Source organism: Oceanospirillum linum (assembly GCF_001995095.2).
GTDB classification, from domain to species: Bacteria; Pseudomonadota; Gammaproteobacteria; order Pseudomonadales; family Halomonadaceae; genus Oceanospirillum; species Oceanospirillum linum.
Genome location: NZ_MTSD02000009.1, coordinates 102,970 through 128,905 on the forward strand (window position 1 = coordinate 102,970; position 25,936 = coordinate 128,905).

At 48.1% G+C, this 25,936-nt stretch carries 24 protein-coding genes; 20 read left to right on the plus strand and 4 right to left on the minus strand.

The window, feature by feature from the left end:
* Positions 1-154: 154 nt before the first annotated feature.
* On the plus strand, positions 155-877 hold the full coding sequence (locus tag BTA35_RS15370; RefSeq protein WP_078320697.1) for a PDZ domain-containing protein: 723 nt from the start codon (positions 155-157) through the stop codon (positions 875-877).
* A gap of 458 nt (positions 878-1,335) precedes the next feature.
* Positions 1,336-2,238 (plus strand): hypothetical protein, encoded by a 903-nt coding sequence (locus BTA35_RS15375; protein WP_078320698.1) that lies wholly within the window; start codon positions 1,336-1,338, stop codon positions 2,236-2,238.
* 146 nt (positions 2,239-2,384) lie between these two features.
* On the opposite strand, the gene BTA35_RS15380 is transcribed toward BTA35_RS15375, so the two are convergent.
* A complete protein-coding gene (locus tag BTA35_RS15380; RefSeq protein WP_078320699.1) occupies positions 2,385-3,629 on the minus strand; it encodes a malic enzyme-like NAD(P)-binding protein in 1,245 nt (414 codons plus the stop codon).
* A gap of 423 nt (positions 3,630-4,052) precedes the next feature.
* Complete coding sequence (gene rpmE, locus BTA35_RS15385) at positions 4,053-4,268, minus strand: 50S ribosomal protein L31 (RefSeq protein ID WP_078320700.1); 216 nt, start codon at positions 4,266-4,268, stop codon at positions 4,053-4,055.
* 215 nt (positions 4,269-4,483) lie between these two features.
* Here rpmE and BTA35_RS15390 point away from each other — a divergent pair, with 215 nt between their 5' ends.
* The 16 genes from BTA35_RS15390 to BTA35_RS15465 all read left to right on the plus strand — a co-directional run bounded on the left by BTA35_RS15390 (position 4,484) and on the right by BTA35_RS15465 (position 20,487).
* Positions 4,484-6,730 (plus strand): primosomal protein N', encoded by a 2,247-nt coding sequence (locus tag BTA35_RS15390; protein WP_078320701.1) that lies wholly within the window; start codon positions 4,484-4,486, stop codon positions 6,728-6,730.
* Positions 6,731-6,904: 174 nt separating this feature from the next.
* Positions 6,905-8,665: an arginine--tRNA ligase gene (gene argS, locus BTA35_RS15395; RefSeq protein WP_078320702.1), complete on the plus strand. Its 1,761-nt coding sequence runs from the start codon at positions 6,905-6,907 to the stop codon at positions 8,663-8,665.
* Between the two features lie 5 nt (positions 8,666-8,670).
* Positions 8,671-9,252, plus strand: coding sequence for an SPOR domain-containing protein (locus BTA35_RS15400; RefSeq protein WP_078320703.1), 582 nt, complete (start codon positions 8,671-8,673; stop codon positions 9,250-9,252).
* 298 nt (positions 9,253-9,550) lie between these two features.
* Positions 9,551-10,075, plus strand: a complete 525-nt coding sequence (gene hslV / locus BTA35_RS15405) for an ATP-dependent protease subunit HslV (RefSeq protein WP_078320704.1) — start codon at positions 9,551-9,553, stop codon at positions 10,073-10,075.
* Between the two features lie 102 nt (positions 10,076-10,177).
* A complete protein-coding gene (gene hslU / locus BTA35_RS15410; RefSeq protein ID WP_078320705.1) occupies positions 10,178-11,503 on the plus strand; it encodes an ATP-dependent protease ATPase subunit HslU in 1,326 nt (441 codons plus the stop codon).
* A gap of 113 nt (positions 11,504-11,616) precedes the next feature.
* Entirely contained in the window at positions 11,617-12,009 is a 393-nt protein-coding gene (locus BTA35_RS15415; RefSeq protein ID WP_078320706.1) for a gamma-butyrobetaine hydroxylase family protein, read from the plus strand.
* A gap of 97 nt (positions 12,010-12,106) precedes the next feature.
* Positions 12,107-12,868 carry a bifunctional demethylmenaquinone methyltransferase/2-methoxy-6-polyprenyl-1,4-benzoquinol methylase UbiE gene (gene ubiE / locus BTA35_RS15420; RefSeq protein WP_078320707.1) on the plus strand — a complete coding sequence of 254 codons (762 nt, stop codon included), beginning with the start codon at positions 12,107-12,109 and terminating at the stop codon, positions 12,866-12,868.
* A gap of 1 nt (position 12,869) precedes the next feature.
* Complete coding sequence (locus BTA35_RS15425) at positions 12,870-13,580, plus strand: ubiquinone biosynthesis accessory factor UbiJ (protein WP_078320708.1); 711 nt, start codon at positions 12,870-12,872, stop codon at positions 13,578-13,580.
* Positions 13,581-13,592: 12 nt separating this feature from the next.
* Positions 13,593-15,224, plus strand: a complete 1,632-nt coding sequence (gene ubiB / locus BTA35_RS15430; protein ID WP_078320709.1) for a ubiquinone biosynthesis regulatory protein kinase UbiB — start codon at positions 13,593-13,595, stop codon at positions 15,222-15,224.
* Between the two features lie 203 nt (positions 15,225-15,427).
* The gene (locus BTA35_RS15435; protein ID WP_078320710.1) at positions 15,428-15,757 is read left to right on the plus strand and encodes a phosphoribosyl-ATP diphosphatase; all 330 of its coding nucleotides are present in this window, start codon (positions 15,428-15,430) and stop codon (positions 15,755-15,757) included.
* A gap of 125 nt (positions 15,758-15,882) precedes the next feature.
* Positions 15,883-16,125 carry a Sec-independent protein translocase subunit TatA gene (gene tatA / locus BTA35_RS15440; protein ID WP_078320711.1) on the plus strand — a complete coding sequence of 81 codons (243 nt, stop codon included), beginning with the start codon at positions 15,883-15,885 and terminating at the stop codon, positions 16,123-16,125.
* Positions 16,126-16,142: 17 nt separating this feature from the next.
* A complete protein-coding gene (gene tatB, locus BTA35_RS15445; RefSeq protein WP_078320712.1) occupies positions 16,143-16,577 on the plus strand; it encodes a Sec-independent protein translocase protein TatB in 435 nt (144 codons plus the stop codon).
* A 2-nt stretch (positions 16,578-16,579) separates the two neighbouring features.
* On the plus strand, positions 16,580-17,389 hold the full coding sequence (gene tatC / locus BTA35_RS15450; RefSeq protein WP_078320713.1) for a twin-arginine translocase subunit TatC: 810 nt from the start codon (positions 16,580-16,582) through the stop codon (positions 17,387-17,389).
* Positions 17,390-17,661: 272 nt separating this feature from the next.
* Entirely contained in the window at positions 17,662-18,435 is a 774-nt protein-coding gene (locus tag BTA35_RS15455) for an oxygen-binding di-iron domain-containing protein (protein ID WP_078320714.1), read from the plus strand.
* A gap of 39 nt (positions 18,436-18,474) precedes the next feature.
* Entirely contained in the window at positions 18,475-19,269 is a 795-nt protein-coding gene (locus BTA35_RS15460) for an oxygen-binding di-iron domain-containing protein (protein ID WP_078320715.1), read from the plus strand.
* A gap of 30 nt (positions 19,270-19,299) precedes the next feature.
* Positions 19,300-20,487, plus strand: coding sequence for an HD-GYP domain-containing protein (locus tag BTA35_RS15465; RefSeq protein ID WP_078320716.1), 1,188 nt, complete (start codon positions 19,300-19,302; stop codon positions 20,485-20,487).
* On the opposite strand, the gene elbB is transcribed toward BTA35_RS15465, so the two are convergent.
* Together elbB and BTA35_RS15475 are read right to left on the minus strand one after the other, a co-directional pair.
* Positions 20,488-21,144 carry an isoprenoid biosynthesis glyoxalase ElbB gene (gene elbB, locus BTA35_RS15470; RefSeq protein WP_078320717.1) on the minus strand — a complete coding sequence of 219 codons (657 nt, stop codon included), beginning with the start codon at positions 21,142-21,144 and terminating at the stop codon, positions 20,488-20,490. It lies immediately after the preceding gene.
* A 106-nt stretch (positions 21,145-21,250) separates the two neighbouring features.
* Complete coding sequence (locus BTA35_RS15475; RefSeq protein ID WP_078320718.1) at positions 21,251-22,048, minus strand: sterol desaturase family protein; 798 nt, start codon at positions 22,046-22,048, stop codon at positions 21,251-21,253.
* Positions 22,049-22,355: 307 nt separating this feature from the next.
* On the opposite strand from BTA35_RS15475, the gene hemB reads away from it, so the two are divergent.
* Together hemB and ppk1 are read left to right on the plus strand one after the other, a co-directional pair.
* Entirely contained in the window at positions 22,356-23,324 is a 969-nt protein-coding gene (gene hemB / locus BTA35_RS15480; protein WP_078320719.1) for a porphobilinogen synthase, read from the plus strand.
* 42 nt (positions 23,325-23,366) lie between these two features.
* On the plus strand, positions 23,367-25,577 hold the full coding sequence (ppk1, locus tag BTA35_RS15485) for a polyphosphate kinase 1 (protein WP_078320720.1): 2,211 nt from the start codon (positions 23,367-23,369) through the stop codon (positions 25,575-25,577).
* Positions 25,578-25,936 lie beyond the last annotated feature (359 nt).

The window sequence follows — 25,936 nt, forward strand, 5'->3', positions numbered from 1 at the left end:
CTTAAGGAATCCGCTGATAGGTGTTTCCCCTAGCTGTCTATTTGCAACATGTGTGGTAGCTTAAATCCATGCAATAAGTTAGGTGTCGTGAATATATCGAACTCTGCAAGTGATTGTCTGTGGCTTGAAGAGAGTAGTCTTAGCAGGGAAGAATATGAGTACATTCGAAGTAGTAGGTTTTACTGAGCAATCACCTGCATTAGCAGCTGGTGTTGTTGTTGGCGATGTAATTTTGACAGTCAATAATAGGGTTTTTGAGTCTGTTGAGGAGGTTGTTTTAGAAATAGCACAAGGTTCAGGGGGGTTTAACCTAGGTGTGAGCAGGGATGGTCGCTTTCTTTATATTGATATTGAGGGCAATCGACTTGGCTGTCATCTTAAAATTGTGCAAGCTGATAATGAAATACCATATAGCACAAGCGCAACAGAGGTTCTTGGTGATTCTGAACCCGCTAATAAGAAGTCAGGTCTGTCGTTTCTTCAAATCACCCTTTTTTGTTTTTATACATTTTTAGTTACGGTAATTCTTACTTTTATCTATCTAAAAATTAGCGACCCTAAGCCTTCTGCTCAGGTAAGCAAACCTACCGCTAGTCCCACTAAAAGTTTTGACCCTTATAGTTTCTCTCTTGCCGATATGGTTAAGCGCCTAGAGTCTGCCACTGCTAGTGGTACGGTGAAGTCGGTATCCGAATATATGCCTTATAACTCTTGTCTAGCCCAGCAAGAAGCTCTCAAAGATAAATTCGGTACAGTTAGAGTCTCAAAGATTGGAGATCAAGCTCGTATTCTTAGGATACCTACTAGGGATGGTGCCTTTCTTGTGACCTGTAGTAAACCAGATGAAAAGATTGTGCTAACGAGATCAAATAAATAGCGATGATTAGTCTTTTATAGGTTTCGTATGAGTGTTGGTTTTATAGGTATAACTAAGCCCTCTTTAATATCTATTTTTTGGTAGTCTTGGCGTTTTGTTAATATTAGATCAAATCAATATTTAAGGATGAATGAATGAGTAATTCGATTGAAATTTTGGATTTCAGGGTAAGAGATCAGCATTTTCTAGGTTTATCGATGAGCTGTTGTAGGTGTATGAAGAGGAGCCAATTAGCTTCTAATCAAGTTCCAGTGAGACGAGGGGTAGCAACTGTAAGTTGCCCTAGTTGTTTGAATGAGGCTAAGGAAAGTTTTCAGAGCTTAATGGATAGTAAAAAGCCATTTCTGATACAGGGAGAGTGAAGAGCTTAGGTGGGCTACGTGTTTCTTAAGTAAGTGCTGAATTTTAGTCTATTGATATAAATATTATTTTTATTTTATTGGTTTTAGAGATTTGATATGAGAGCGTTTTTGTTTGTTATTCCTTTTGTTTTTTTATTGGGCTGTGTTCCTGCTAGTGTGAAAGAAAATGGGGCTAAAAAAACATCCAGTTTAGATTCTCCTGATAGATTAGGTAGCCTGGAGGGTGAGCGAAAATCTATGCAGTGCTCTAATTATTCTGGTGGAACTGTCGATGCGATATCAATTGATGATTATTGGTCGTATTTATCTAAGTTTCCTAAGAAGAAAGGAGAGTATGAAACGACGGCAGAGTATGAAAAAAAGCTTGATTTATTGTCTGAAAGTATTAGTGATACTGTGATTGTTGAGCTTGAGAGAGATGAAAGTCTTATAAAATATGATGCTGATAAGAAAGAGGTTCATATACATTCAAACGAAATGACAAAAGAGTTTTTCTCAGTTAATTGGGGTAATGGTTTTGAAAGGCTTGTTTTTAGGTTTTTAGCTGATAGTGGTAAGTCACACCGTTCAGTTAGGAGTACCTATCCGATTGCTATGTTGGATATTGATTCAAAGGTTTCTGGTTCATATGTCGCATCTAATGCATATGGTAAAGAGGTTGTGGTAGATAAGGTTGATAAAAAGGTTAGGGTGTTGTATGAGGACTCTCTGAATGTGAGAGGGCGTTCGATATATGTAGGTAAAGGGGTGTTTGATCCAATAATTATTCTTAATGATGTTTCAGTAGATGTCGCGAAGAAATTAAAAAAGTCTATCAGGACTTACATCGTTTTTGAGCCTAAGATTCCATATTACGGGGTTTCTTCTTATCAGGTAAACCCTGAAATAAATAATCCAAAAGAAATAAATTATTATACTGAAATAGCTGTGGGAAATATTCAGTGTTTATTAGCTGCTGATGAAGGTGGGCATGTTCTGGGATACGCTGAAACGTATTGAATTATTTTTAAATTATAATGGTATATCTCACAACGAAAAACGGCACCCTTGTGAGGTGCCGTTTTTTTGTGCCGGAACAAATGTCGATAGGACATTTTCAAGCTTAAAAGCACCTGAATATCAGGTGCTTTATTTTATAAGCTGTCTTACAGAGGGTAGTGCTCTGGGTAAGGCAGGCGTGCAACACCGGAGTCAACAGCTGCTTTAGCGACTGCTGATGATACTGCACCCAGCAGACGGGAGTCTGTTGGCTTTGGAATGATGTAGGCAGGGCCAAATTCCAGCTTGATGCCGTCGTAAGCGTCGATTACTTCCTGAGTCACAGGTTGTTTCGCCAGATCTTTAAGAGCATGAACTGCAGCAACTTTCATCTCTTCGTTGATACGGCTGGCGCGAACGTCCAGGGCACCACGGAAAATGAACGGGAAGCCCAGTACGTTATTCACCTGGTTCGGGTAATCAGAACGACCAGTGGCCATGATCAGATCATCACGGGTTGCATTGGCCAGCTCAGGGCTGATTTCCGGATCAGGGTTAGAGCAGGCAAATACGATCGGCTTAGGAGCCATCTTCGCCAGTTGCTCAGCGCCCAGCAGGTTAGGGCCTGACAAGCCGACAAATACATCTGCTCCGTCAATGGCGTCGTCCAGAGTACGCTTGTCTGTATCGTTAGCGAACATCGCTTTGTACTGGTTCAGATCATCACGGCCAGTGTGGATAACGCCTTTGCGATCCAGCATGTAGATGTTTTCGATTTTAGCGCCACAGCTGATCAGAAGCTTCATGCAGGCAACGGCAGCTGCGCCGGCACCCAGACAAACGACTTTAGCTTCTTCAATAGATTTGCCCTGAACTTCCAGGGCGTTCAGCATACCCGCTGCTGTTACGATAGCTGTACCGTGCTGATCATCGTGGAAGACCGGAATATCGCACTGTTCGATCAGGGTGCGTTCAATTTCAAAGCACTCAGGCGCTTTGATATCTTCCAGGTTGATACCACCCCAGGTGTCAGCAATACGGGCAACGGTATCAATGAAAGCTTGTGGGCTTTCGGCGTTGATTTCGATATCAACGGAGTTGATGTTTGCAAAACGTTTAAACAGAAGGCTTTTGCCTTCCATAACAGGCTTACTGGCCAGAGGGCCAAGGTTACCCAGGCCCAGAATCGCAGAACCATCAGAAATTACAGCAACCAGGTTGCCTTTGCCCGTGTAACGGTATGCGTTTTCCGGGTCTTTTGCGATCTCGCGTACAGGCTCTGCAACACCAGGGCTATAAGCAAGAGATAGGTGACGCGCGGTCTCAGCAGGCTTGCTGATTTCCACACTTAATTTGCCTGGAGTAGGGTTAGCATGGTAATCCAGCGCTGCTTTTTTCATTTCGTCTGACATTAGAAAAGTTCCGGTTGTTAGGGTTTAGCACTTTCAGAGCATATAGAAAAAAAACCAGCCGAACAAGGCGGATATTAAACAAAAGTCAAAGAACTTTTTTTACAAAAAGAATGCAGTTTTATGAGGAAAAACACTATCGAAATCATAATGTTGTAATTTGACTACTGTTATTTCTGAGTGCCAACTTGTAGGTAGAATAAAGGGCTATTTTTGCCACTTTTGCATCCTGAAGGGCCCGTTTGGTAGAAATCGGACTACAGGAACTATCCGGTCAGTACCGTTATTGCCGATTTGATATGTGTTTTTTCTGGAGAAGAAGGGGTGGGGCAGTGGTTCTGGTGTGTGCTTCGGGTTCTTAGCAGGCATAAAATGCCAGGCACAAAAAAAGCAGCCGTAGCTGCTTTTTGGTCCGGATAAGAAGGCTTAGCTCTTCTTGATACGGCTTGAGAAACGCTGCTTGAAGCGATCTACACGACCACCAGTAGAAGCTTGCTTCTGCTTACCGGTGTAGAAAGGGTGACACTGAGAGCAAACGTCCAGGTGCAGTGGCTTAGCCAGCGTAGAACGCAGTTGGAAAGTGTGACCACAGCTGCAGGTTGCAGTTACTTCGTTGTACTCTGGGTGAATACCTTGTTTCATTTTCGAAAACCTCAATAAGTTTGAACCGCCACCTGGTCTTGCCAGGCACCGTTCAGGGGCTGTTAACCGGTTATTCTTTGCAGGCATTTCTGCTATACCGTGTTGACCACGACCATAGCGATGCAACTGTCTGCGACAGAAACATCTTAATAGGATGAGCCTTATAAGAAGGTGAGGCATAATAGCAGAGTTTTTTTCTGAGGCAAGAGGTAAGCATGCACTCATTATTTGATGATGAGCCACCGGTCATTCGCGTTGCGTTACCTGTGCCGTTAACGCGCTGTTTTGACTATATTTTACCGCCGAATTTACAGAATACTTATTTGCCTCTGGGCGCTCGGGTGCGAGTGCCTTATCGCAATAGAACCCTGGTAGGTGTCGTCATGGCCCGCCAGGTTAGTCCTGATATTCCTCTGGAAAAACTCAAACCTCTGACGGAGGTGATAGATGATGCTTCGTTGCTGGATGATCATCAGCTGGCTTTAGCCAAATGGCTGGCACGATATTGTCATGGCCCGGTGGGTGAAGTGATCAGTATGATGTTGCCCGCGCCTTTAAGGCAGGGGGCGGCGGCTCATATTCAGGAAGAAACCTACTGGATGGCAACTCAGAGTGGCCGGGCTCTGGAGCCGGAAAAGATGCACCGCGCGCCTAAGCAGGCAGAGCTATTGCGGGCACTGCAAAAGCACCAGCAGCCGGTGGCGGCCACAATGCTGCGATCCCTCGGCTTTACATCCACTCAGATGGCAGCCCTTGAAGACAAAGGCTTGGCTGAGCGTTACCTGCAATCCCGCCATTTGGAAGGTCGTGACCACGAAACACCTTCAGTATTGGCTGAAATACCGCTTCAGTTAAATGATGACCAGAAGCATGTGGTTAGTGAGGTTACAGGACAGCTTGGTCAATCGGAGGTTTTCCTTCTGGAGGGGGTGACGGGCAGTGGTAAAACTGAAGTTTATCTGCAGGTAATAGAAGCTGTATTAAAGCAGGGGCGCCAGGTGCTGGTTCTGGTACCTGAGATCGGCCTTGCTCCCCAGACTGTTAACCGATTTAAGAAGCGCTTCTCTGTTCCTGTAATGACGCTTCACTCCGGCCTGAATGATAAAGAGCGTCTGGATGCCTGGCTGTTGGCAAGAGATGGTCGCGCAGGTGTGTTGATCGGGACCCGTTCAGCGGCGGTCACTCCTTTTAAAGACCTCGGGTTAATTGTCGTGGATGAGGAGCATGATGCTTCCTATAAGCAAGGCGATGGCATCCGCTACTCTGCACGGGATCTGGCGATTGTCCGGGGTAAAATGTTGAGCTGTCCGGTTGTTCTTGGCTCGGCGACTCCCTCCCTGGAAACGCTGCACAATGCGACAGAAAAGCGTTTTCAATGGCTGAAGCTGACTCAGAGGGTGGGGAGCAGTGTACAGCTGCCGGATATCTATCTGCATGATATTCAAAATAAGAAGCTGACCAACGGCATTGATGGCGGCCTATTGCAGGTGATGCGCACTCACCTCGAGCAGGGAGGTCAGGTGCTGGCTTTTATCAATCGCCGGGGGTTTGCTCCGGCATTGATGTGTCATGACTGTGGCTGGGTTTCCGATTGTCCCTTCTGTGATGCCCGCATGACCCTGCACCGGGAGCCGCCACGTCTGCATTGCCACCATTGTGATAGTGTTAGTGCTATTCCCCATCAATGCCCTAAGTGTTTTAACTCTGAACTAAAACCTGTGGGGTCAGGCACCGAGCGGATGGAAGAAACCCTTGAACAGGCATTTAAAGACTGGCCGGTTTTTCGTGTGGATCGGGATACGGTCAGTAAAAAAGGCATGATGGAGAAGTTGCTGGCCAGGGTAAATACAGAGGAACCCTGTGTGTTGGTGGGGACTCAAATGTTGGCGAAGGGGCATCATTTTCCGGGGGTTTCACTGGTCGTGGTGTTGGATGCCGATGGAGGATTTTACAGCTCTGATTTTCGGGGACTGGAGCGCATGGGTCAGTTGCTGACACAGGTCGCCGGTCGTGCAGGTCGTGAGCGACGTAAGGGTAAGGTTGTTGTGCAGACCCATCGCCCGGATGATCCATTGTTAAAGCTATTGGCTCAGCACGATTACAGTGAATTTTCCCGCTGTTTGCTTGAGGAACGAAAAGACACCTTGCTGCCGCCCTATTCTTTTATGGCGATTATTCGGGCGGAGGCTAACCAGAGTGATCTGGTATCCGGCTTTCTGACGGATGTTGTGCAGGCTGCCGCGCCGGTAACGTCTCAGATTGAAGGGCTGGAGGTAACAGGGCCTGTGCCATCCCCGATGGAGCGGCGTTTTGGCCGCTATCATATGCAGATCTGGCTGATTTGTGATCGGCGCGGACCTTTGCATCAGGGTATCTCATGTCTGCTGGAGCTGATAAATCGTCACCCGCTGCAGCGCAAGGTACGTTGGTCACTTGATGTAGACCCCCAGGAGCTGATTTAACAACCTGAGGGTGATTGTGAAAAAATAGCCGGCACTTATTACCGAAAAGCATCGTTTTATGGTTAACAGACGCGGGAATAAAGATGATAATGTCGGGTTATTGATTATGAGTGGGTCGAAGTCTTTAAGTTGGCTTCGGGCGGTAAACTTCTTGCTTAGCAGATCCGGATTGAAATGAAAGAACATATTGCTGAATTAATTGCTGGTGCCATCGACTCTCTGAAGCAGCAGGAGATCCTGCCTGCGGATCTGTCACCCCGAATCATGGTGGAAAACACCAAAGATAAGGCCCATGGTGATTTTGCGACGAATATTGCACTGATGCTGGCAAAACCAGCAGGCTGCGCACCCCGGGACCTGGCTCAGAAACTGGTTGATGCGTTGCCGGAAAGCAGCAATGTGACTCAGGTTGATATTGCAGGCCCTGGCTTTATTAACTTTTTTGCCAGTGCCGCGACGATCACAGCGGTTGTTGCTGATGTTCTTTCCCAGAAAGAAAGCTTTGGTTTGAGCAATGCAGGTGGCAATCAGAAGATTCAGGTGGAATTTGTTTCGGCGAACCCGACCGGCCCTCTTCACGTTGGTCATGGCCGTGGTGCAGCATATGGTGCAACGGTTTCTGATTTTCTGGCCGCAGCGGGTTTTGATGTTCATCGTGAATATTATGTCAATGATGCCGGTCGTCAGATGGATATTCTGGCGACCAGTGTATGGCTTCGCTATCTGGAAATGAAGGGTATTGCTTTTGATTTCCCAAGCAACGGCTATAAAGGCGGTTACATTCTGGATATCGCCAAGAAGGTACAGGACCAGTTTGCTGACAGCCTGATCCGCGATGCGGCTGACGTGTTTGCCGGAGTCCCTGCGGACGAGCCTCAGGGTGGTGATAAAGAGCTGCATATCGATGGCCTGATCGCCCAGGCGAAAGCACTGCTGGGGACTGAAACCTACGAACAAGTGTTTGATATTGCTCTGGAAGATATCCGCGGTGATATCGAGCAGGATCTGGGTGAGTTTGGTGTTCGCTATCAGGAATGGTTCTCTGAGCGCTCCCTGACCCGTGGTGGCGATGTTGAAACTGCACTGAAAAAGCTGACCGACGCAGGCCATATCTATGAAGAGAACGGTGCTCAGTGGTTCCGCTCTACTGCGTTTGGAGATGACAAAGACCGTTGTGTGGTGCGTGATAATGGCATGACCACTTATTTCGCCTCAGATATCGCCTACATGCACAATAAGTTTGAGCGTGGCTTTGACAAACTGCTGTACGTCTTTGGTGCTGATCATCATGGTTATCTGCCTCGTCTGAAGGCGGTATGTCAGGCGCTGGGTTATCCGCTGGAGAAGCTGGATTTTCGTCTGGTGCAGTTTGCTATTCTTTACCGGGGTTCTGAGCGGGTTCAGATGTCGACACGTTCCGGTTCTTTTGTCACCTTACGGGAGCTACGGGGTGAAGTGGGCAATGATGCGGCCCGTTTCTTCTATGTGAGCCGCAAATCTGACCAGCATATGGACTTTGATCTGGATCTGGCAAAATCCCAGTCCAAGGACAATCCGGTTTATTATATTCAGTATGCCCATGCGCGGGTTTGCAGTGTTATGCGTAAACTGGCGGAGCATGGCTGGAGTTTTGATCAGTCTGCCGGTCTGGCTGCACTGGAAAAACTGGATAGTGATTATGAGAAAGATCTTATGGTTGCGCTGGCCCGTTATCCGGAGGTTCTGGAAAACTGTGCATTAAATTATGAACCCCATGTTATGGCTCAGTTCCTGAAGGATTTAGCATCTGATTTTCATACCTGGTACAACGCCCTGAAAGTGCTGGAAGACGATGCTGAAATCCGTAATGCCCGTCTGGCGCTCAGTGAGGCGGTTGGTCAGGTGTTGGCTAATGGGTTGGGGCTGTTGGGTGTGAGTGCACCTGAGGAGATGTAAGTATTATGAGCCGGGATTTTGCTCAAAAATCGTCAAGAAGGGGTGGTGCTTCTCCTCGACAGGAAGAGGAAGCTGCCCCGGCTCGCCGTGAGCTACCGCCATGGAGCTGGTTGATTTTTGGCGTGGTGCTGGGTTTTGGATTGTCGGAGTGGCTGGATGAAGATCCGGTTACTCCTGCTCCTCGCATGGCAGCTGTTCCGGCGGCCTCCGCGGAGAGTGCCGCTGAAGAGGATGCGCCTCAGAGTGAAGAGCGAAAGCGCTTTGACTTTTACAACCTGCTGCCTCAGCAAGAGGTCGTTACTGATACCGTAGAAGAATATAAATCCACACCCCGGGATGCAGAAAACCTCCCTGAATATATTTTGCAGGTTGGCTCGTTCCGTGCCATTTCGGATGCTGAGCGATTGAGTACGAAGCTGAAATCAGATGGTTATCAGGCGATGATATCCAGTATTACCACCGATAGTGGTACCTGGCATCGGGTTCGGATAGGGCCTTTCAAAGATCGCCGTAAATTGAATATGGCGCAGGATGCAATGGCGCGTCAGAATATTCAGTCACTATTGATTCGCTTACCACCCCAGTAGTTATAATTATCTTATAAAAACTGCGGCATAAAATAAGGCTGTTAATTGCTCTGTCTGAGTGGATTGACAGCTTTTTTCATTGATATCGCCTTACTTTATTCTCAGTTGGCCTGGTTTTAAACTTGAAATTATTCCGCGTTACCACCATCTAAAATGGTTCATTAAGGTGGTGCACCTTTTCAATAGTTTTCAGGCGGGTCTGTTTTTTTTTGCGATATCTCCTTTTGTTAGGAAAGGCAGGCCAGCGAGTATTTTTTGATGAGGTGTTAAGCCTTTTCAACTCAATTTGGAGTAACAGATGACAACGATTGTAGCTGTGCGACGTGATAATCAGGTAGTACTGGGCGGTGACGGTCAGGTTTCTCTGGGTAATACCGTAATGAAAGGTAATGCGCGCAAAGTACGTCGTCTGTACCGTAACCAGGTGCTGGCGGGATTTGCCGGAGGCACGGCGGATGCGTTCACTCTTTTCGAGCGCTTTGAAGCACAGCTGGAGAAACACTCCGGACAGCTGACCCGTGCTGCGGTTGAGATGGCGAAAGACTGGCGCACCGACCGCGCTTTGCGACGCCTGGAGGCGATGTTGATTGTGGCTGATCATACAGCGACGCTGATTATCTCCGGCACCGGTGATGTGGTTGAGCCTGAGCATGGTGTGGTTTCTATTGGCTCTGGCGGCAACTTTGCATTGGCCGCTGGCCGCGCGTTACACGAAAATACTGAGCTGAGTGCTCAGGAGATTGTCGAGAAGAGCCTGCAAATGGCGGGTGATATCTGTGTCTTTACCAATCACTCACCAACGATCGAAGAGCTGTCCTGGTAGGTTGTTGACAGAATATTGTGATGAACTCGCCCTGATGGTAGCCAGTGATATCGGCAACAGGGCATCAGAAACTGAACTTCAAAATTTAAAAGAGTAGCTGTTATGTCTCAGATGACACCTCGTGAAATTGTTTCCGAACTTGACCGTTTTATCGTTGGTCAGGCTGATGCCAAGCGTGCTGTGGCAATCGCCCTGCGTAACCGCTGGCGTCGTATGCAGCTGGACCCTGAGCTGCGTGGTGAAGTGACGCCAAAAAATATTCTGATGATCGGTCCTACCGGTGTTGGTAAAACCGAGATCGCCCGTCGTCTGGCTAAGCTGGCGAATGCACCTTTTATCAAGGTTGAAGCGACCAAGTTTACAGAAGTCGGTTATGTCGGACGCGATGTGGAAACCATCATCCGTGACCTGACGGATATGGCGATGAAGATGTTGCGGGAGCAAGAGGTTAAGCGTGTTCGTTTTCGCGCTGAAGAGGCTGCCGAAGAGCGTATTCTTGACGCCTTGCTGCCACCTGCACGTGCTGGGTTTGGTGAAGAGGAGCCTGCACGGGATAGTTCGACTCGTCAGGTGTTCCGCAAGAAGCTACGGGAAGGTGATCTGGACGACAAAGAGATCGAGATCGATGTTGCCGCGCCTCAGGTGGGTGTTGAGATCATGGCACCTCCGGGTATGGAGGAGATGACCAGCCAGCTTCAGAGTATGTTCTCTAATCTGTCTAATGAGCGCACTAAAACCCGCAAACTAAAGGTGAAAGATGCCTTGCGGCAGGCGACAGATGAGGAAGCTGCCAAACTGGTCAATGAAGATGAACTCAAGTCTCAGGTTATTGATGCAGTTGAACAGAACGGTATCGTTTTTATTGATGAGATTGATAAAGTTGCCAAGCGTGGCGAGTCAGGTGGTGCAGATGTATCCCGGGAGGGGGTTCAGCGTGACCTGCTGCCGATGATTGAGGGCAGTACAGTTTCTACTAAACACGGTATGGTGAAGACAGACCATATCCTGTTTATCGCATCCGGCGCATTCCATCTGAGTAAGCCCTCTGATCTGATCCCTGAGTTACAGGGCCGTTTGCCGATCCGGGTTGAGTTAAGCGCCCTGACGCCGGATGATTTTAAACGCATTCTGACTGAACCCAGCGCGGCACTGACTGTTCAATATCAGGAACTGATGAAAACGGAAGGCCTTGAGATTGAATTTACCGAAGATGGGATCAGCCGTATCGCCGAGATCGCTTACCAGGTGAATGAAGGAACGGAGAATATTGGTGCCCGCCGCTTACACACTGTGATGGAGCGTCTGCTGGAAAGCATCTCTTATGAAGCTGCTGATATTCAGGAAAAAGTTGTTATCGATAAGGACTATGTGAACAAACAGCTGAACGACCTGGCAACGGATGAAGACTTGAGTCGTTTTATTCTGTAAGCCCCGAACCCTGATGGTTAAGCCGGTTGTTTTCAGCCGGCTTTTTTGTTTGTAGTCTGAGATTTTTCGTTTTGATCTGATCAATCATAGGCTAACCGATTGAGGATATAACGATGAGTAGTAAAGCGACATCTGTACCTAGCAACATTAACTATCGCAAATCGACAAACGTTCTTGAGCTCAGTTATGCCGATGGTACTAAACTTGAGCTGGAGGCTGAGCTTTTGCGGGTTTACTCGCCATCAGCCGAAGTGCGCGGACATGGTGCAGGTCAGGAAACCCTGCAGACAGGTAAAAAAGATGTGCGTATTCTGGATATTCAGCCATCCGGCAGTTACGCCATCAAAGTCTGCTTTGATGATGGTCATGATTCCGGCCTTTATGCCTGGGAGTACCTCTATGAGCTGGGCTTGCATAAAGAGGCGTTCTGGAAAGATTATCTGCGACGTATCGAAGAGGCGGGAGCCAGCCGTGAACCTGCACTGATCTCCATCAGACAATTATAAGGTTGGGCTGTTAGCGCATGGGATCCAGCGGTCAGACAAAGACAAACCTGTCAGACCGGTTTACAATGTCGCCAATTTTGAAAGCAAAGGTTGTGTCATGTCCGAGTCAGAAAAGGAAAATCAAACCACCCACTTCGGTTATCAGCAAGTGGGTGTTGAAGAGAAAGCAGGCAAGGTTGCTGAGGTATTTCACTCAGTTGCTGCTAAATATGATCTGATGAATGACTTAATGTCCATGGGAATCCATCGCCTCTGGAAGCGCATGACCATTGAGATGAGTGGTGTGCGTCAGGGAAATGCTGTTCTGGACATTGCCGGTGGTACCGGAGATCTGACCCTGAAGTTCTCGCGTTTGGTGGGTAAAGATGGCCGCGTTGTTTTGGCTGATATTAATGACTCTATGCTGAAAGTAGGTCGTGATAAATTGCTGGATAAAGGCTGCAGCGGCAATGTCGAGTTTGTTCAGGCGAATGCTGAGTGTCTGCCGTTCCCGGACAATACCTTTGACTGCATCACCATCGCCTTTGGTCTGCGCAATGTGACGGATAAAGACAAAGCGTTGCGTTCGATGACACGTATTCTTAAACCCGGTGGTCGCCTGTTGGTTCTGGAGTTCTCCAAGCCAACCAATCCGGTCATGAGTAAGATCTACGATACGTACTCGTTTACTGCCCTGCCATTTATGGGCAAGCTGGTCACAAATGACTCAGAAAGCTACCGGTATCTGGCAGAGTCGATTCGTATGCACCCGGATCAGGAAACGCTGAAAGGTATGATGGAGGATGCCGGGTTGTCACGGGTTGAATACCATAATATGACCAGCGGTGTTGTGGCACTGCATCGTGGTATTAAACTCTGATATGACCTTCGCACAACCTGGCAGAATATTGCTGCACGGGGCTCTTGAAAGCGCCGAGCAGTTGATTAACCCTCTTCTGAAGCGTGATGCGACCGCTATTGCTCAGCTGGGCTTGATGGCTGGAAAGGTGATTCGGGTACGCTGTATCCAGCCTGAGATGGCTGTGCTGATCTGGCCATCGGAGCAGGGTGTGTCTTTTGAATTGGATAATGCTGTCGATGCTGAATTGTCGGGTTCAGACCTGAAGGTTGATGCTGAAGTCGATGGCAGTCTGAATGATTTTGTCCGCTTTATGCTGGCGGGTGATCGCCGTGAAGCACTTCTTTTTGAAGGTGCTTTAACATTGCGTGGTGATGCTGGATTAGTGCGTAAACTACAGCAGATGTTGTCGGCGCTGGATCTTGATTTTGCGTCCGCCAGCGAGAGATGGATCGGTGTCGTCCCTACCGCAATACTCAGCACGCCCTTAACGGCCATATCGCGCTGGCGTTTGTCTTTTGGCGAGACGGCAAAACTGGACTGGCAGGAGTATCTGCAGTATGAATTGGCGTTGTTACCCGCCGGAACAGAGCAGAAGAGCTTTGCTGGTGATGTACTGAGTACGCGCCGTTATGTTGATCGTCTGAGTGCCCGGGTTGAACGCTTGCAGCAACAGGTGCAGGTATTGTCTACAACACACGGCGTTCAATCCCCGTCTGAACCCTATTCTTAAACCGGAGTCACCGTGTCCCGTCTGCTTCGTCTGTTTAAAATTATTTTTGTCTTCAGTCGTTACCGCTTAGACAGCCTGATTCCGGAAGAGCGTTTGCCTTGGTTCTTAGTCCTCCTGCTACGCCTTAATCCGATGCGGCTCTTGCCGGTGGGTAAGAAAAGCCGTGGCGAGCGTTTGCGCTTAGCCCTGGAGGAACTGGGGCCTATTTTTATCAAGTTTGGTCAGATGCTCTCTACCCGGCGGGATCTGCTGCCGGATGATGTGGCGGATGAACTGAAAAAGCTACAGGATCAGGTGCCTCCTTTTGCCAGCAGTGTGGCTGTAAAAGAGATCGAGACCTCTCTTGGGCAATCCGTTAATGAGCTTTTCAGAACCTTCGAGCGCGAGCCGATGGCCTCTGCCTCCATGGCTCAGGTACATGCTGCCGAGATGAATACAGGCGAACAGGTCGTAGTGAAAGTGATTCGCCCTGGCATTCGCCGTATTCTGAAGAAAGATATCAAACTGCTTTATACCCTGGCTTACAGTCTGAATTATTGGGTGCCGGAAGCGCGCCGGTTACACCCGGTGGCCATTGTTAAAGATTACGAGTCGACGCTTTTTGATGAGCTGGATCTGCAGAAAGAAGCTGCGAACACCTCCCAGCTACGCCGGAATTTTGAAGGCTCACCGGCGCTTTATGTACCACAGGTTTATTGGGAGCTGACCCGTAAAAATGTGATGGTGCAGGAACGGATCTACGGTATTCCGGTGGCAGAGGTTGATGCATTGATTGCCAATGGCACCGATATGAAAAAGTTGGCGGAACGAGGGGTTGAGGTTTTCTTTACCCAAGTATTCCGGGATAACTTCTTTCATGCCGATATGCATCCCGGCAATATTTTTATCTCTGATAAGACGCCCCATGATCCACAATATATCGGCATCGATTGCGGTATTGTTGGCAGCCTTTCTGAAGAAGATCAGCATTATCTGGCCCGCAATCTGCTGGCTTTTTTCCGTCAGGATTATTACGAAGTAGCGCGGTTGCATATCGAATCCGGCTGGGTGGGTGAAGGAACCCGGGTCAATGAGTTTGCCACAGCAATTCGTGCGGTGTGCGAACCCATCTTTGAGAAACCTCTGAAAGAGATCTCTTTTGGTCAGGTGCTGTTGGGCCTGTTTCAGACCGCCCGTCGTTTCAATATGGAGGTGCAGCCACAGCTGGTGCTTCTGCAGAAGACATTACTCAACATTGAAGGGCTGGGGCGTCAGCTTTATCCGGATCTGGATCTTTGGAGTACAGCGAAGCCCTATCTGGAAAACTGGATGAAGGAAAGGATGGGGCCAAAAGGTGTCTGGAAAAACATCCGTACCCAGTTCCCGGACTGGATGGAGCAGGCGCCTGAGTTGCCAAATATGATTTATGGTGCGTTGGATCAGGTGCGTAAAACCGAGGAGCGTCAGCTCAGGCAGGAAGCGTTGCTTCAGGAGCTGGTTCATAGCTCTAAAGCCCGAAGCAGGAAGAAATCATCTTCGCTGGGCTGGTTGTTGCTGATTTCCGGTGTTTTTGTTGCCAGCGATGGCTTGCCCTGGCTGCAACAGCTTTCTGTGGACGCTCAGGTGTTGATGTTGCTGGGGGTTTTCTTTCTGGTGCGTCGATAAACGCAGGCAAGACAGGTGAATGTGCTGCTTTTTTAGGCATGGTGCGTGGTTAAAAATTCTATTATGCTTGAGCGTCGCCGGGATTCATTGAATGGCTGTTAACAACCATTTAGAAAACAGATATTTAGGGCGCTATAATTAAATTTTAGTGCAGCATGTCAGGCTGCATTCATATAAAAAATTACAGGATAAGGCTGAATCTGATGAGTGATGTATTGCAACAATTGGGTGATATTCTAGCGGAGCGTCGTGATGCTGATCCGGATACCTCTTATGTTGCACAGCTCCATCATAAAGGCCTGAATAAGATTCTGGAGAAGATTGGCGAAGAGGCCACAGAAGCCATTATTGCCGCAAAAGACGCTGAGCGTTCCGGTGATGTAAGTGATGTCGTTTATGAAACAGCGGATCTGTGGTTTCACAGCCTGGTTGCATTGTCCCACCTGGGGCAGTCGCCACAGGCGGTTATTGATGAGCTGGCGCGCCGGTTTGGTATGTCAGGTATTGAAGAGAAAGCATCCCGCCAGAAGTAATCTGCTTCTGACGTTTCCGAATCTGAATAAGAAGGCCGGAGACAGCAGGAAAGAAACAAGAATAAACACTGATTTCAGTGGCTAACACTCCGGGTGTTAGTTTTGAACTTACGGGAGTAAACACTATGTTAGGTGGTATCAGCATTTGGCAGTTACTGATTGTTCTGGGCATTATTATTCTGATTTTTGGAACGAAGAAACTGCGCAATGTCGGTAGTGATCTGGGCGGTGCCGTTAAGGGTTTCAAAGAAGCGGTCAACAACCCTGATAAAGACGCTGAAAATAAAGAAGACCAGGCTTCAATCGAGAAGAAAGAAGCGGATCAGGTGATCGACAGCACTGCTGAAAAAACAGAACAGAAAAAGTAACTGGGTGAGCCCCGCACATGTTTGATATTGGTTTTTTTGAACTTATCGTCATCGGTATTCTGGCACTTTTAGTGCTGGGCCCGGAGCGTTTGCCAAAGGCTGCCCGCACGGCGGGTATGTGGATTGGCCGTATCAAGCAGGGGCTTAGCTCAATTCAGCAGGAGGTCAATCAGCAGCTGCACATGGAAGAGATGCAGAAACAGCTGGAAGAGAATCGCCGCAAGCTGGAAGAAACACTGCGTAAGCAGGAGCAGACCATTACCGATAGTACCGGCCCGCAACCTGCTTCATCCGGTGAGCCTGTTAACTCCGGTCAGGCTGCTGCTGACACAGAAACACCGACGGTTCAGGTGCGTCCTGAGGATGAAGGCCCGTTTGGATCAACGCCGGTTTCACCTGAATCCTCTGCAGAGCCTTCTGATAAATCTGCTGCTTCCAATCAAAAAGGCTAGTTATGACTCAAAACGAATCACCGCAGCTTCCGCCGGTTATTCCAGAAGAGGGTAAGCACGCCCCTCTAATTGAACATCTGATCGAGCTTAGAGGGAAGCTTTTGCGCTCGGTGGTTGTGATTCTGGTGGCATTTTTAGCCTTGTACCCCTTTTCTAATGAGCTTTACCTGATCGTTTCTGAGCCTCTGCGTGCGCTTTTACCGCCGGGAACTCAGATGATTGCAACAGAGGTGGCATCTCCGTTTCTGGCGCCTTTTAAACTGACCCTTGTGACAGCGCTGTTTGCTGCGATTCCCTATGTGCTCTATCAGGTATGGAGCTTTATTGCGCCGGGGCTTTATAAGCATGAGAAAAAAATTGCGATGCCGCTTCTTGCATCCAGTGTCGTGCTTTTCTATTCCGGTGCCGTTTTTGCTTACTATGTGGTTTTTCCTCTAATCTTTGCCTTTTTCACATCCGCTGGCCCCACCGATATTGCGGTAATGACGGATATTAACTCTTATCTGAATTTTGTTCTGAAGCTATTTTTCGCTTTCGGTGTGGCGTTTGAGATTCCTGTGGCCACTTTTATTTTAGTCTGGACGGGTATTACAACCGTTGAATCCCTTGCGCAAAAGCGCCCTTATGTTGTGATCTTCTGTTTTGTGATTGGTATGTTGCTGACCCCGCCTGATGTTATCTCTCAGACCTTGTTGGCTTTGCCTATGTGGTTGCTGTTTGAGTTGGGAATCATGATGTCCCGGTTGGTGAGACGCTCTGCTGAAAAGGCGGCAGCAGCCACCGATGAGACTTCGGACAAAAAACCGGAGTAAGCGGTTTTTTGTTCAGGGTAATAACCCTTCAAAATGTAAGATTAAAGACCTGTAGCTGTAAGATATTTCTTATAGCTTTCCTCTCTTGTTTCAGATCAAGTAAATTTCTCCCTATCTGGTCTTAAATAGACCCCTGCGGCAGTTACCTGTTTTTGAGTGACTCTCTTTTGCATGGCTGCGTTTTTAACTATTGGCAGCATCACAGCTTTAAACCGGTAAACCGTTTAGTAACGTGCCGGTCCTCTCCATTTGATAATAAGGATATTTTGATCATGGTTGATCAGAGTAAAATCCTCTACGAAGATGATGATCATCAGGTGATCTGGTTTGGCTGGGAAGATCATGAACATGAATCTCTCGTACAATCTAATCAGTTACTGGTCATAAATGCCGACAATGCCTATCTGTTCGATCCGGGCGGGGCTTTTATTTTTTCTGATGTCGCTGCGGAGGTGAATAAATACGTCCCTCTGAGTCAGATCCGCTATATTCTGGCAACTCACCAGGACCCGGATGTCTTGTCATCAATTACCCTCTGGCTGAAAGCCACCAATGCCAGACTTCTGGTTTCCCGTCTCTGGATTCGCTTTGTATCTCATTTTGGCTTTAGCGATAACTCGCGTCTTGTTGCTATTGAAGATAGCGGTAAGCAGATCCGCCTGATGGATGATGAATATATTAAGCTTCTGCCTGCTCATTTTTTGCATAGTGAGGGGAATTTCTGTTTCTACGATACACGCTCAAAGACTCTTTTCTCTGGTGATATTGGCGCTGCCGTTTTCCCTACGGGTGAGCGCTACCTGGAAGTAGAGGATTGGGATACTCATCTGAAATATATGGAAGGTTTTCATAAGCGCTATATGGGAAACAATGCTGCGACTCGCCGTTGGGTGGCCAGCGTCCGTGACCTGGATATTGACCGGATTGTTCCCCAGCATGGCGCGATTATTCCTAAAGAGCATATTACGCAGTTTTTTGACTGGTTGGAGCAGCTTGAGTGCGGCACCGACCTGATCGATCAGATCTATGATAATGCACTGTCGTGATAGACATTCCTGTGTAAAACAATAAGAAAGAGGTGTGCGATGTCTGAACAGATTACCCGGTTAGACGAGAGCAAAATCCTGTTTGAGGATGATGAGCATCAGGTGGTTTGGTTTGGTTGGGAGGAGCAGGAGGGTGCTGATTCTTTTGTGCAAACCAATCAATGCCTGGTGGTAAACAACGACAAGGGGTATTTCTTTGACCCGGGTGGTACTTATGTTTTTCATCATGTGCTGGAGAACATTATGCGGGTTATTAACCCGCGTCAGATTCGCTACCTTTTTGCGACGCATCAGGACCCGGATGTGTGCTCTTCAATTCCATATTGGATGAAAACAACCGATGCGGATCTGCTGATCTCCCGATTGTGGCTGCACTTTGTGTCTCACTTTGGGATGGAAGATGTTGAGCGTGTTGTTGCTGTGCCGGATGGTGGTGGCCGCATCAGCCTGGACACAGGGGACTACATTGCCATGATCCCTGCTCATTTTTTACACAGTGAAGGTAACTTCAGTATTTACGACAGCCGGTCCAAAATTCTCTTCTCCGGCGATATTGGGGCGGCTATCTTTCCTCCCGGTAAGCGTACGATGTTTGTTGAAGATTTCGATGCTCATCTGCCTTATATGGAAGGCTTTCATAAGCGTTATATGCACAGTAATAAAGTATGCGCCCGCTGGGTTGAGCAGGTGAGGCAGATGGATATAAAAATGATTGTTCCTCAGCATGGCTCTATTTTCCCGGAAGAACAGATTGAACGATTTCTTGACTGGTTCGGTGAGCTGCGTTGTGGCGGTGATTACATTGAACAGATCTACAAGGATGAACGCTTTTAGTGGCCTGCAGGCCCGTTAGGAAGTAAGTCTATGATCATGAAGGATTTTGAGCTTAGCTCAATCTCAGCAGACGAGCTTGTAGTCAATCAGCCTGTCCCCTGGCCGGTTTACGATGAGTTTGGCAAGCTGCTGATGGCCAAAGGTTCTGTGATTCGAACTGAGCGGCAGCGCGATATCCTGATGCGGGTAGGATTATATGCCCGTGAAATCGATGATGATGACGAGAAGAACGAAACTCTTAAACCGGTGACTTTTAATCGCCAGGTTAACCCTTTTGCAGAGTTTGATGATCTTTGTTTACGCCTGTCAGAATTATTTCAGTATATCGAGAAAAAAGAGAACCCGCCTGAGGATGCTGTTTATAAGCGTACGATGGGTATTGTGACCTACCTCCAGGGCTTGGTGGCTCATGATGCAGATGCAATGATTGGGGCTGTACACCTGATGGATAGCTTTCCCTACCATATTCTGCACCCTGTCCAGAGTGCTATTCTGTGTGAAGTTATCGCACTCCGACTGGGGATTGAGCAGGAGAAGAAGCTTTCTATGCTGGCAGCTGCGCTTACCGGTAATATCGCCATGAATGCTTATCAGGTGAGACTGCATCAGCAGCGTAAACCACTGACGGAGCAGCAGCGGGAGGTGATTGAGAAGCACCCTGAGGTTAGTGCTGCCATGCTTAGCTCTGCTGGTGTGCAGGATGACTGCTGGTTAAAGCTGGTGAAGTCTCATCACGAGCGCCCGGACGGGAGTGGTTATCCCCGTGGTTTGAAAGCCGATGTGTTGCCGATTGAGGCTAAGATTATTGCGTTATCGGATGTTTATTGCGCCATGGTGACGCCAAGGCCATATCGTGAGCCGGTCTCCTATAAAGCAACACTCAGGGAGCTTTTTGTTCAACGGGGTCAGAGTGTTGATGAGCGACTGACAACGATTTTTGTACATGAACTGGGTCTCTATCCCCCTGGTGTTTATGTGAAGTTGCAGAATGGTGAGCTGGCCGTGGTCGTTGGTCGTACAAAAAGCCCAAAAGAGCCTTTAGTAGCGAGTGTACGTAAGGCCGACGGTAGTGTGTTTCTGAACCCCCGTCGGCGTAATACAGGGATTCGGGAGTTTATGATCCGGGCAACCTGCACCCAGAAGGATCAGGTTGCCGTTAACCCGGCAACCCTGTGGGGGATTCAGGCGCTTCAGGTGAAAAAGCCTCGTATGGTGTGATCAGCACAGGCTGATCACTTTCTCAACCAGAGCTGAAATCCCTTTTTCTGCTTCAGAGATGCGTTGTGCTTCCATATAGGCAGGTGTCGTGATGACTTTGTGCTCATGGTCCACTACGATTCCGTCTACATTGCAGCCGATGTGAATTCCACCCATGCTGTCGATCTCACCTGAAGCGGCAGCATCACGACCTATGGTGCAGCTGACGCCCTTACCCAGAATTTTTGGAATTAAAACGGGTGCAATGCAGATCATTCCAATAGGTTTTTTCTGTGCATGGAACGCCCGGAGCAGTTCTGCAAAAGGCTCATAGACATCACACTCTCCGCCTTTAAAGGCAAAGTCAGATAAATTTTTAGCCACGCCAAACCCACCCGGAACAACAATGGCATCGAATTCATCGGGATCCGCTTCCTGTAAAGGCGATACCTCACCACGATTGATACGGCTGGCCTCGGTCAGCACATTGCGCGTCTCAATCATCTCTTCTCCGGTTCGATGGTTGACCACATGATGTTGCGCTATATCAGGAGCAAAGCAGGTTACATTGATATTATGACGATCAAGATGCAGTAATGTCAGAGTTGCCTCGAAAATCTCGGCGCCATCAAATACGCCGCAACCGGATAGAATAACGGCAATTTTCTTTTTGTTCATCGCGGACTCCTTCAGATCAGTTTTCTGATCAATGTTATTGGTTTTATAAAACAGGGCTCCAAGAGCGGGTGCACTGTGAATGAAGACTGGTGAGCAACCGGACCCTTTACTTTTTTAGCGGTTGTTTCAGTGCCGAGCCTAACAACCAGACTAGGCTGTTCGTTGGTAATTTCCCAGCATCCGGTTGACCTATTCTCATCTTTTTGTGGCCATCTTTGGGCTGAGGGACATAACTTGAGAACAATCTGTCCCAGATGCTTAGGTTAAAGCCAAAGTTGCTGTGCATCTCATTACTGTAGATCGAATGATGCACTCGGTGCATGTCAGGAGTGACAATAAAGCGGCGCAGGATGCGGTCGGCTTTTTCCGGCAGAGCAAGGTTGGCGTGATTAAATAGCGCCATTCCGTTGAGAATAACCTCAAACAAAATAACGGCGGCTGCCGGAGCACCCAATAGAATAATGGCGGTATTTTTGACCATAACAGAGAGAAGAATTTCAATGGGGTGAAATCTCAATGCTGTGGATAAGTCGTAATCGGCATCGTAATGATGAACCCGGTGTAACCGCCACAGTACAGGTATCCGATGAAAAATGCGGTGCTGCCAGTAAATCAGAGCATCCAGACAAAAGACAGATATCACGGCTGCCAGTGCGTAGGGTGCACTCACCATATTGAATAGACCTATGCTTTGTTCCTGGGCCCAGTTTGCGACGATTACCGGTAGTAACAATCCGAGTGTCAGTCTGACAATCAGGCTGTCCAGAATAACAAGGCTAAAATTTGTCAGCCAGCGCTTGGGTTGAGACTGGGTCGGTTTGCGTCGGGGAAATAACTTCTGGGCAATCCCGAGGATAAATATCAGGCTTAAAAACACAGTAAGACGAATGGTGGACTCTTCCATCGGGGGAACCTTGGGGCAAAATAATAGATGCCGGTAATATTAGTGTGGTTTATCTGATTCAGGGAACTCTGATGTATGATCTGAATCTTAAAAAAGGGTTCCATGGTCAGGCTTTAAGTTTGTCCACTTGATTTTATAGCGGCAGAGCGTGACCATTGACCTGATAAGTTAATGACGGACTCTGCTTTTTTGAAATATTTTTGTCATATTGATAATGGATACTTTAAAGAGGCAGGTGATTCTCCTTTTTGGTGGAGTGTAAAGCACAGTGTTTAATCCCAGCCAGCGTTTATTTCCGGCAACCCGAATGCGTCGTATGCGGGCCGATGACTTTTCCCGTCGACTCATGCGGGAAAGTCGCCTGAGTGTTGATGATCTTATCTATCCTGTTTTTGTTTTAGATGGCGAAAATCGCCGGGAAGCTGTCGCCTCTATGCCTGGGGTCGAGCGTCTGAGTCTTGATCTGTTGTTGAAAGAAGCCAAAGAGCTGGTTGCTTTAGGAATTCCTGCAATCGCACTTTTTCCTGTGTTGTCCCCGGATGCTAAAAGTGAGTTTGCTGAAGAGGCCTTTAATGCCGGTGGTCTTGTTCAGCGCACCGTTAAAGCGCTGAAAGATAAGTACCCGGAACTCGGTATCATTACCGATGTTGCTCTGGATCCATACACAACTCACGGTCAGGACGGTATTCTGGATGAGCGCGGCTATGTGCTGAATGACAGAACCGTTGAGACCTTGGTGAAACAGGCTTTGTCTCACGCCGAAGCCGGGGCAGATATTGTTGCACCTTCGGATATGATGGATGGCCGTATCGGTTCCATCCGCAGTGTTCTGGAGCAGGAAAATCTGGTGAATACCCGCATTCTTGCTTACGCCGCTAAATATGCTTCTGCCTATTATGGGCCTTTCCGTGATGCGGTTGGTTCGGCGGGCAATTTGGGTGGCGGTAATAAATTCAGCTATCAGATGGACCCGGCTAACTCTGATGAAGCCCTACATGAAGTGGCTCTGGATCTGGCTGAAGGTGCGGATATGGTGATGATTAAACCAGGTATGCCGTACCTGGATATTGTTCATCGTGTAAAAACTGAATTAAAAGTGCCGACCTTTGTTTATCAGGTTAGTGGTGAATATGCGATGCACATGGCGGCATTCCAGAATGGCTGGCTTTCAGAAGAAGCCGTGACTCTGGAATCCCTTGTGTGTATGAAGCGTGCGGGTGCGGATGGGATTTTGACCTATTTCGCCAAGCGTGCAGCAATTCTTCTGCAAAACTAAGTGAAGCGAGGGTGGGCCGGTGAAAACTAAGGAGAGTACCCCATGGACCAAACGAATGAAACTGTACCACCCTCGACCGAGGATTATTTTGCCCAGGACGGCACAGGAAGACCTATTTTGAGAATTAATCGCTCCGATAGTGGTACCCGCGGTAAAACTGCGGGAGAAACCGATAACACTATCAGCCTTGATAGCCCCGAACTTTATATTAACCGGGAGCTTAGTCATCTTCAGTTCAATATTCGGGTGCTGGAGCAGGCTCTGGACACCTCACACCCTTTATTGAACCGCCTGATGTTTCTTCTGATCTTCAGCAGCAACCTGGATGAGTTCTTTGAAATCCGTGTTGCCGGCCTTAAACGGCAGATTGCCTTTAGTCGCGAAAAAAGTGATGCCGATGGTTTGATGCCTCAGGATGTTATTCGCCAGATCAATGAGATCTGCCATGAGCAAATTGAGCGTCAGTACAGTATCCTGAATGACAAGCTTATCCCTGCAATGGAAGAAGAGGGTATTCGCTTTCTACGTCGGGCAGACTGGAGCAAAAAGCAATCTGCCTGGGTTAAAGACTTTTTCCGTGACCAGATCCAGCCGGTTATCAGCCCAATCGGTCTCGACCCCTCTCATCCGTTCCCGCGCCTGGTGAATAAGAGTCTTAACTTTATTGTCTCTCTGGAAGGTAAAGATGCCTTTGGTCGTGAAGGTGGTCTGGCCATTATTCCTGCGCCACGTTCACTTCCTCGCCTGATCCGTGTACCTGATGAAATTGATAAAGAAGGCGATAACTTCGTCTTCCTCTCTTCTATGATTCACGCCCACGCAGAAGAGCTGTTTCCGGGTATGAAGGTGAAAGGTTGTTATCAGTTCCGCCTGACCCGTAACGCCGACCTGATTGTCGACCCGGAAGAGGTCAGTGATCTGGCCAGCGCGTTAAGAGGGGAGTTACTTTCCCGGCGCTATGGTGATGCTGTTCGACTCGAAGTGGTGGATAACTGTCCCAAGGAACTGATTGATGTTCTGTTACTGCAGTTTGGGCTGACTGAGCATGAATTGTACAAGGTTAACGGCCCGGTAAACCTGACCCGCCTGATGGCCGTTATGGGTGAGCTGGACCGGCCAAACCTGATGTATCCGCTTTTTACCCCAGGAACCGCCAAGCCTTTGCGTAGAGGAAGCAGTATTCTGGAAGCGATGCAGCAAAACGATATTTTGCTGCAGCACCCTTTTGAATCGTTTGCACCCATTATTGACCTGCTGCGTGAGGCTGCCCGGGACCCTGATGTATTGGCGATCAAGCAGACACTCTACCGTACCGGAGCCGACTCGCAGATAGTTGACGCCCTGGTTGATGCAGCCCGCAACAACAAAGAGGTGACGGTTGTTATCGAGCTGAGGGCGCGTTTTGATGAAGCTGACAACCTACAACTGGCAAGTCGGTTGCAGGAGGCTGGCGCCGTTGTGATCTATGGTGTCGTAGCTTATAAGACCCATGCCAAAATGATGCATATCGTTCGCCGTGAAGGGAATAAAATTCGCCACTATGCGCATCTTGGAACCGGTAACTATCATGCAAAAACGGCTAAGCTCTATACTGACTACAGTATGCTGACCAGTGATCCGGCGCTTTGTGATGATGTGCACAAGGTTTTTCTCCAGCTTTCGGGTATGGGTAAAACCCTGAATATGAAAAAACTGCTGCATGCGCCCTTTACATTGCAGAAGACGTTGGTGGAGAAAATTGAACGGGAGGCTGAGCTGGCCCAGAAAGGCAAAGGGGGGCGGCTGGTCTTTAAATGTAACTCTTTGACCGACCCAAAAATGATCAAGGCACTCTACAAAGCCTCTCAGGCAGGGGTGCAGTGTGACCTGATTATTCGTGGTATGTGCTGTTTGCGGCCTGGTATTAATGGCGTTTCAGAGAACATAACGGTTCGCTCTATTGTTGGGCGCTTTCTTGAGCATACCCGCGTGTACTATTTTGAGAATGGTGGTGACGAAGAGGTTTACTGCGCGAGCGCTGACTTAATGGAGCGTAACCTCTACAACCGGGTTGAAACCTGTTTCCCTGTTACAGCCAAGAAATTGGCCCAAAGGGTTATCAATGACCTTGAGACGTACCTGCTGGATAATTGCCAGAGCTGGATGCTGCAAACAGACGGGTCCTATTTATCGGCGGCAGCTAACCGAGAGGAAAATGCTGAAGAAATCAGTGCGCAGGAAACGCTGATTGATGCTTATGCTCAGCGTAGTTAAAGCCAGCGGGTAACAGAGCACACGCTATATAAGCCAGCTTCCTTTTGAAGCTGGCTTTTTTAATGCTGCCGCTAATCGTACCTCTTCAGCTATCGGATCAGGGTTTAAACCCTGCTGAAGCCCCACTTTTAAAGGCCTGTAGCCTTGCCGCTGTCATTCTGTGTACATGGCAGGCTTTTTAATCTGTAGCTTTATTTTTAATAAAGATCATTTTTTTCAATCTTTTTGCATTAAGGGGGTTGTGCTGTCCCGTTTTGTGCGTATAATTCGCCCTCGTTGTCACGGAGCAAGTCTCCCAGCAACGGTTAACTCCTTGTTTTATTTGCTCTTTTTCTGGCTAAGCTGGTTGGTTGAGTTTA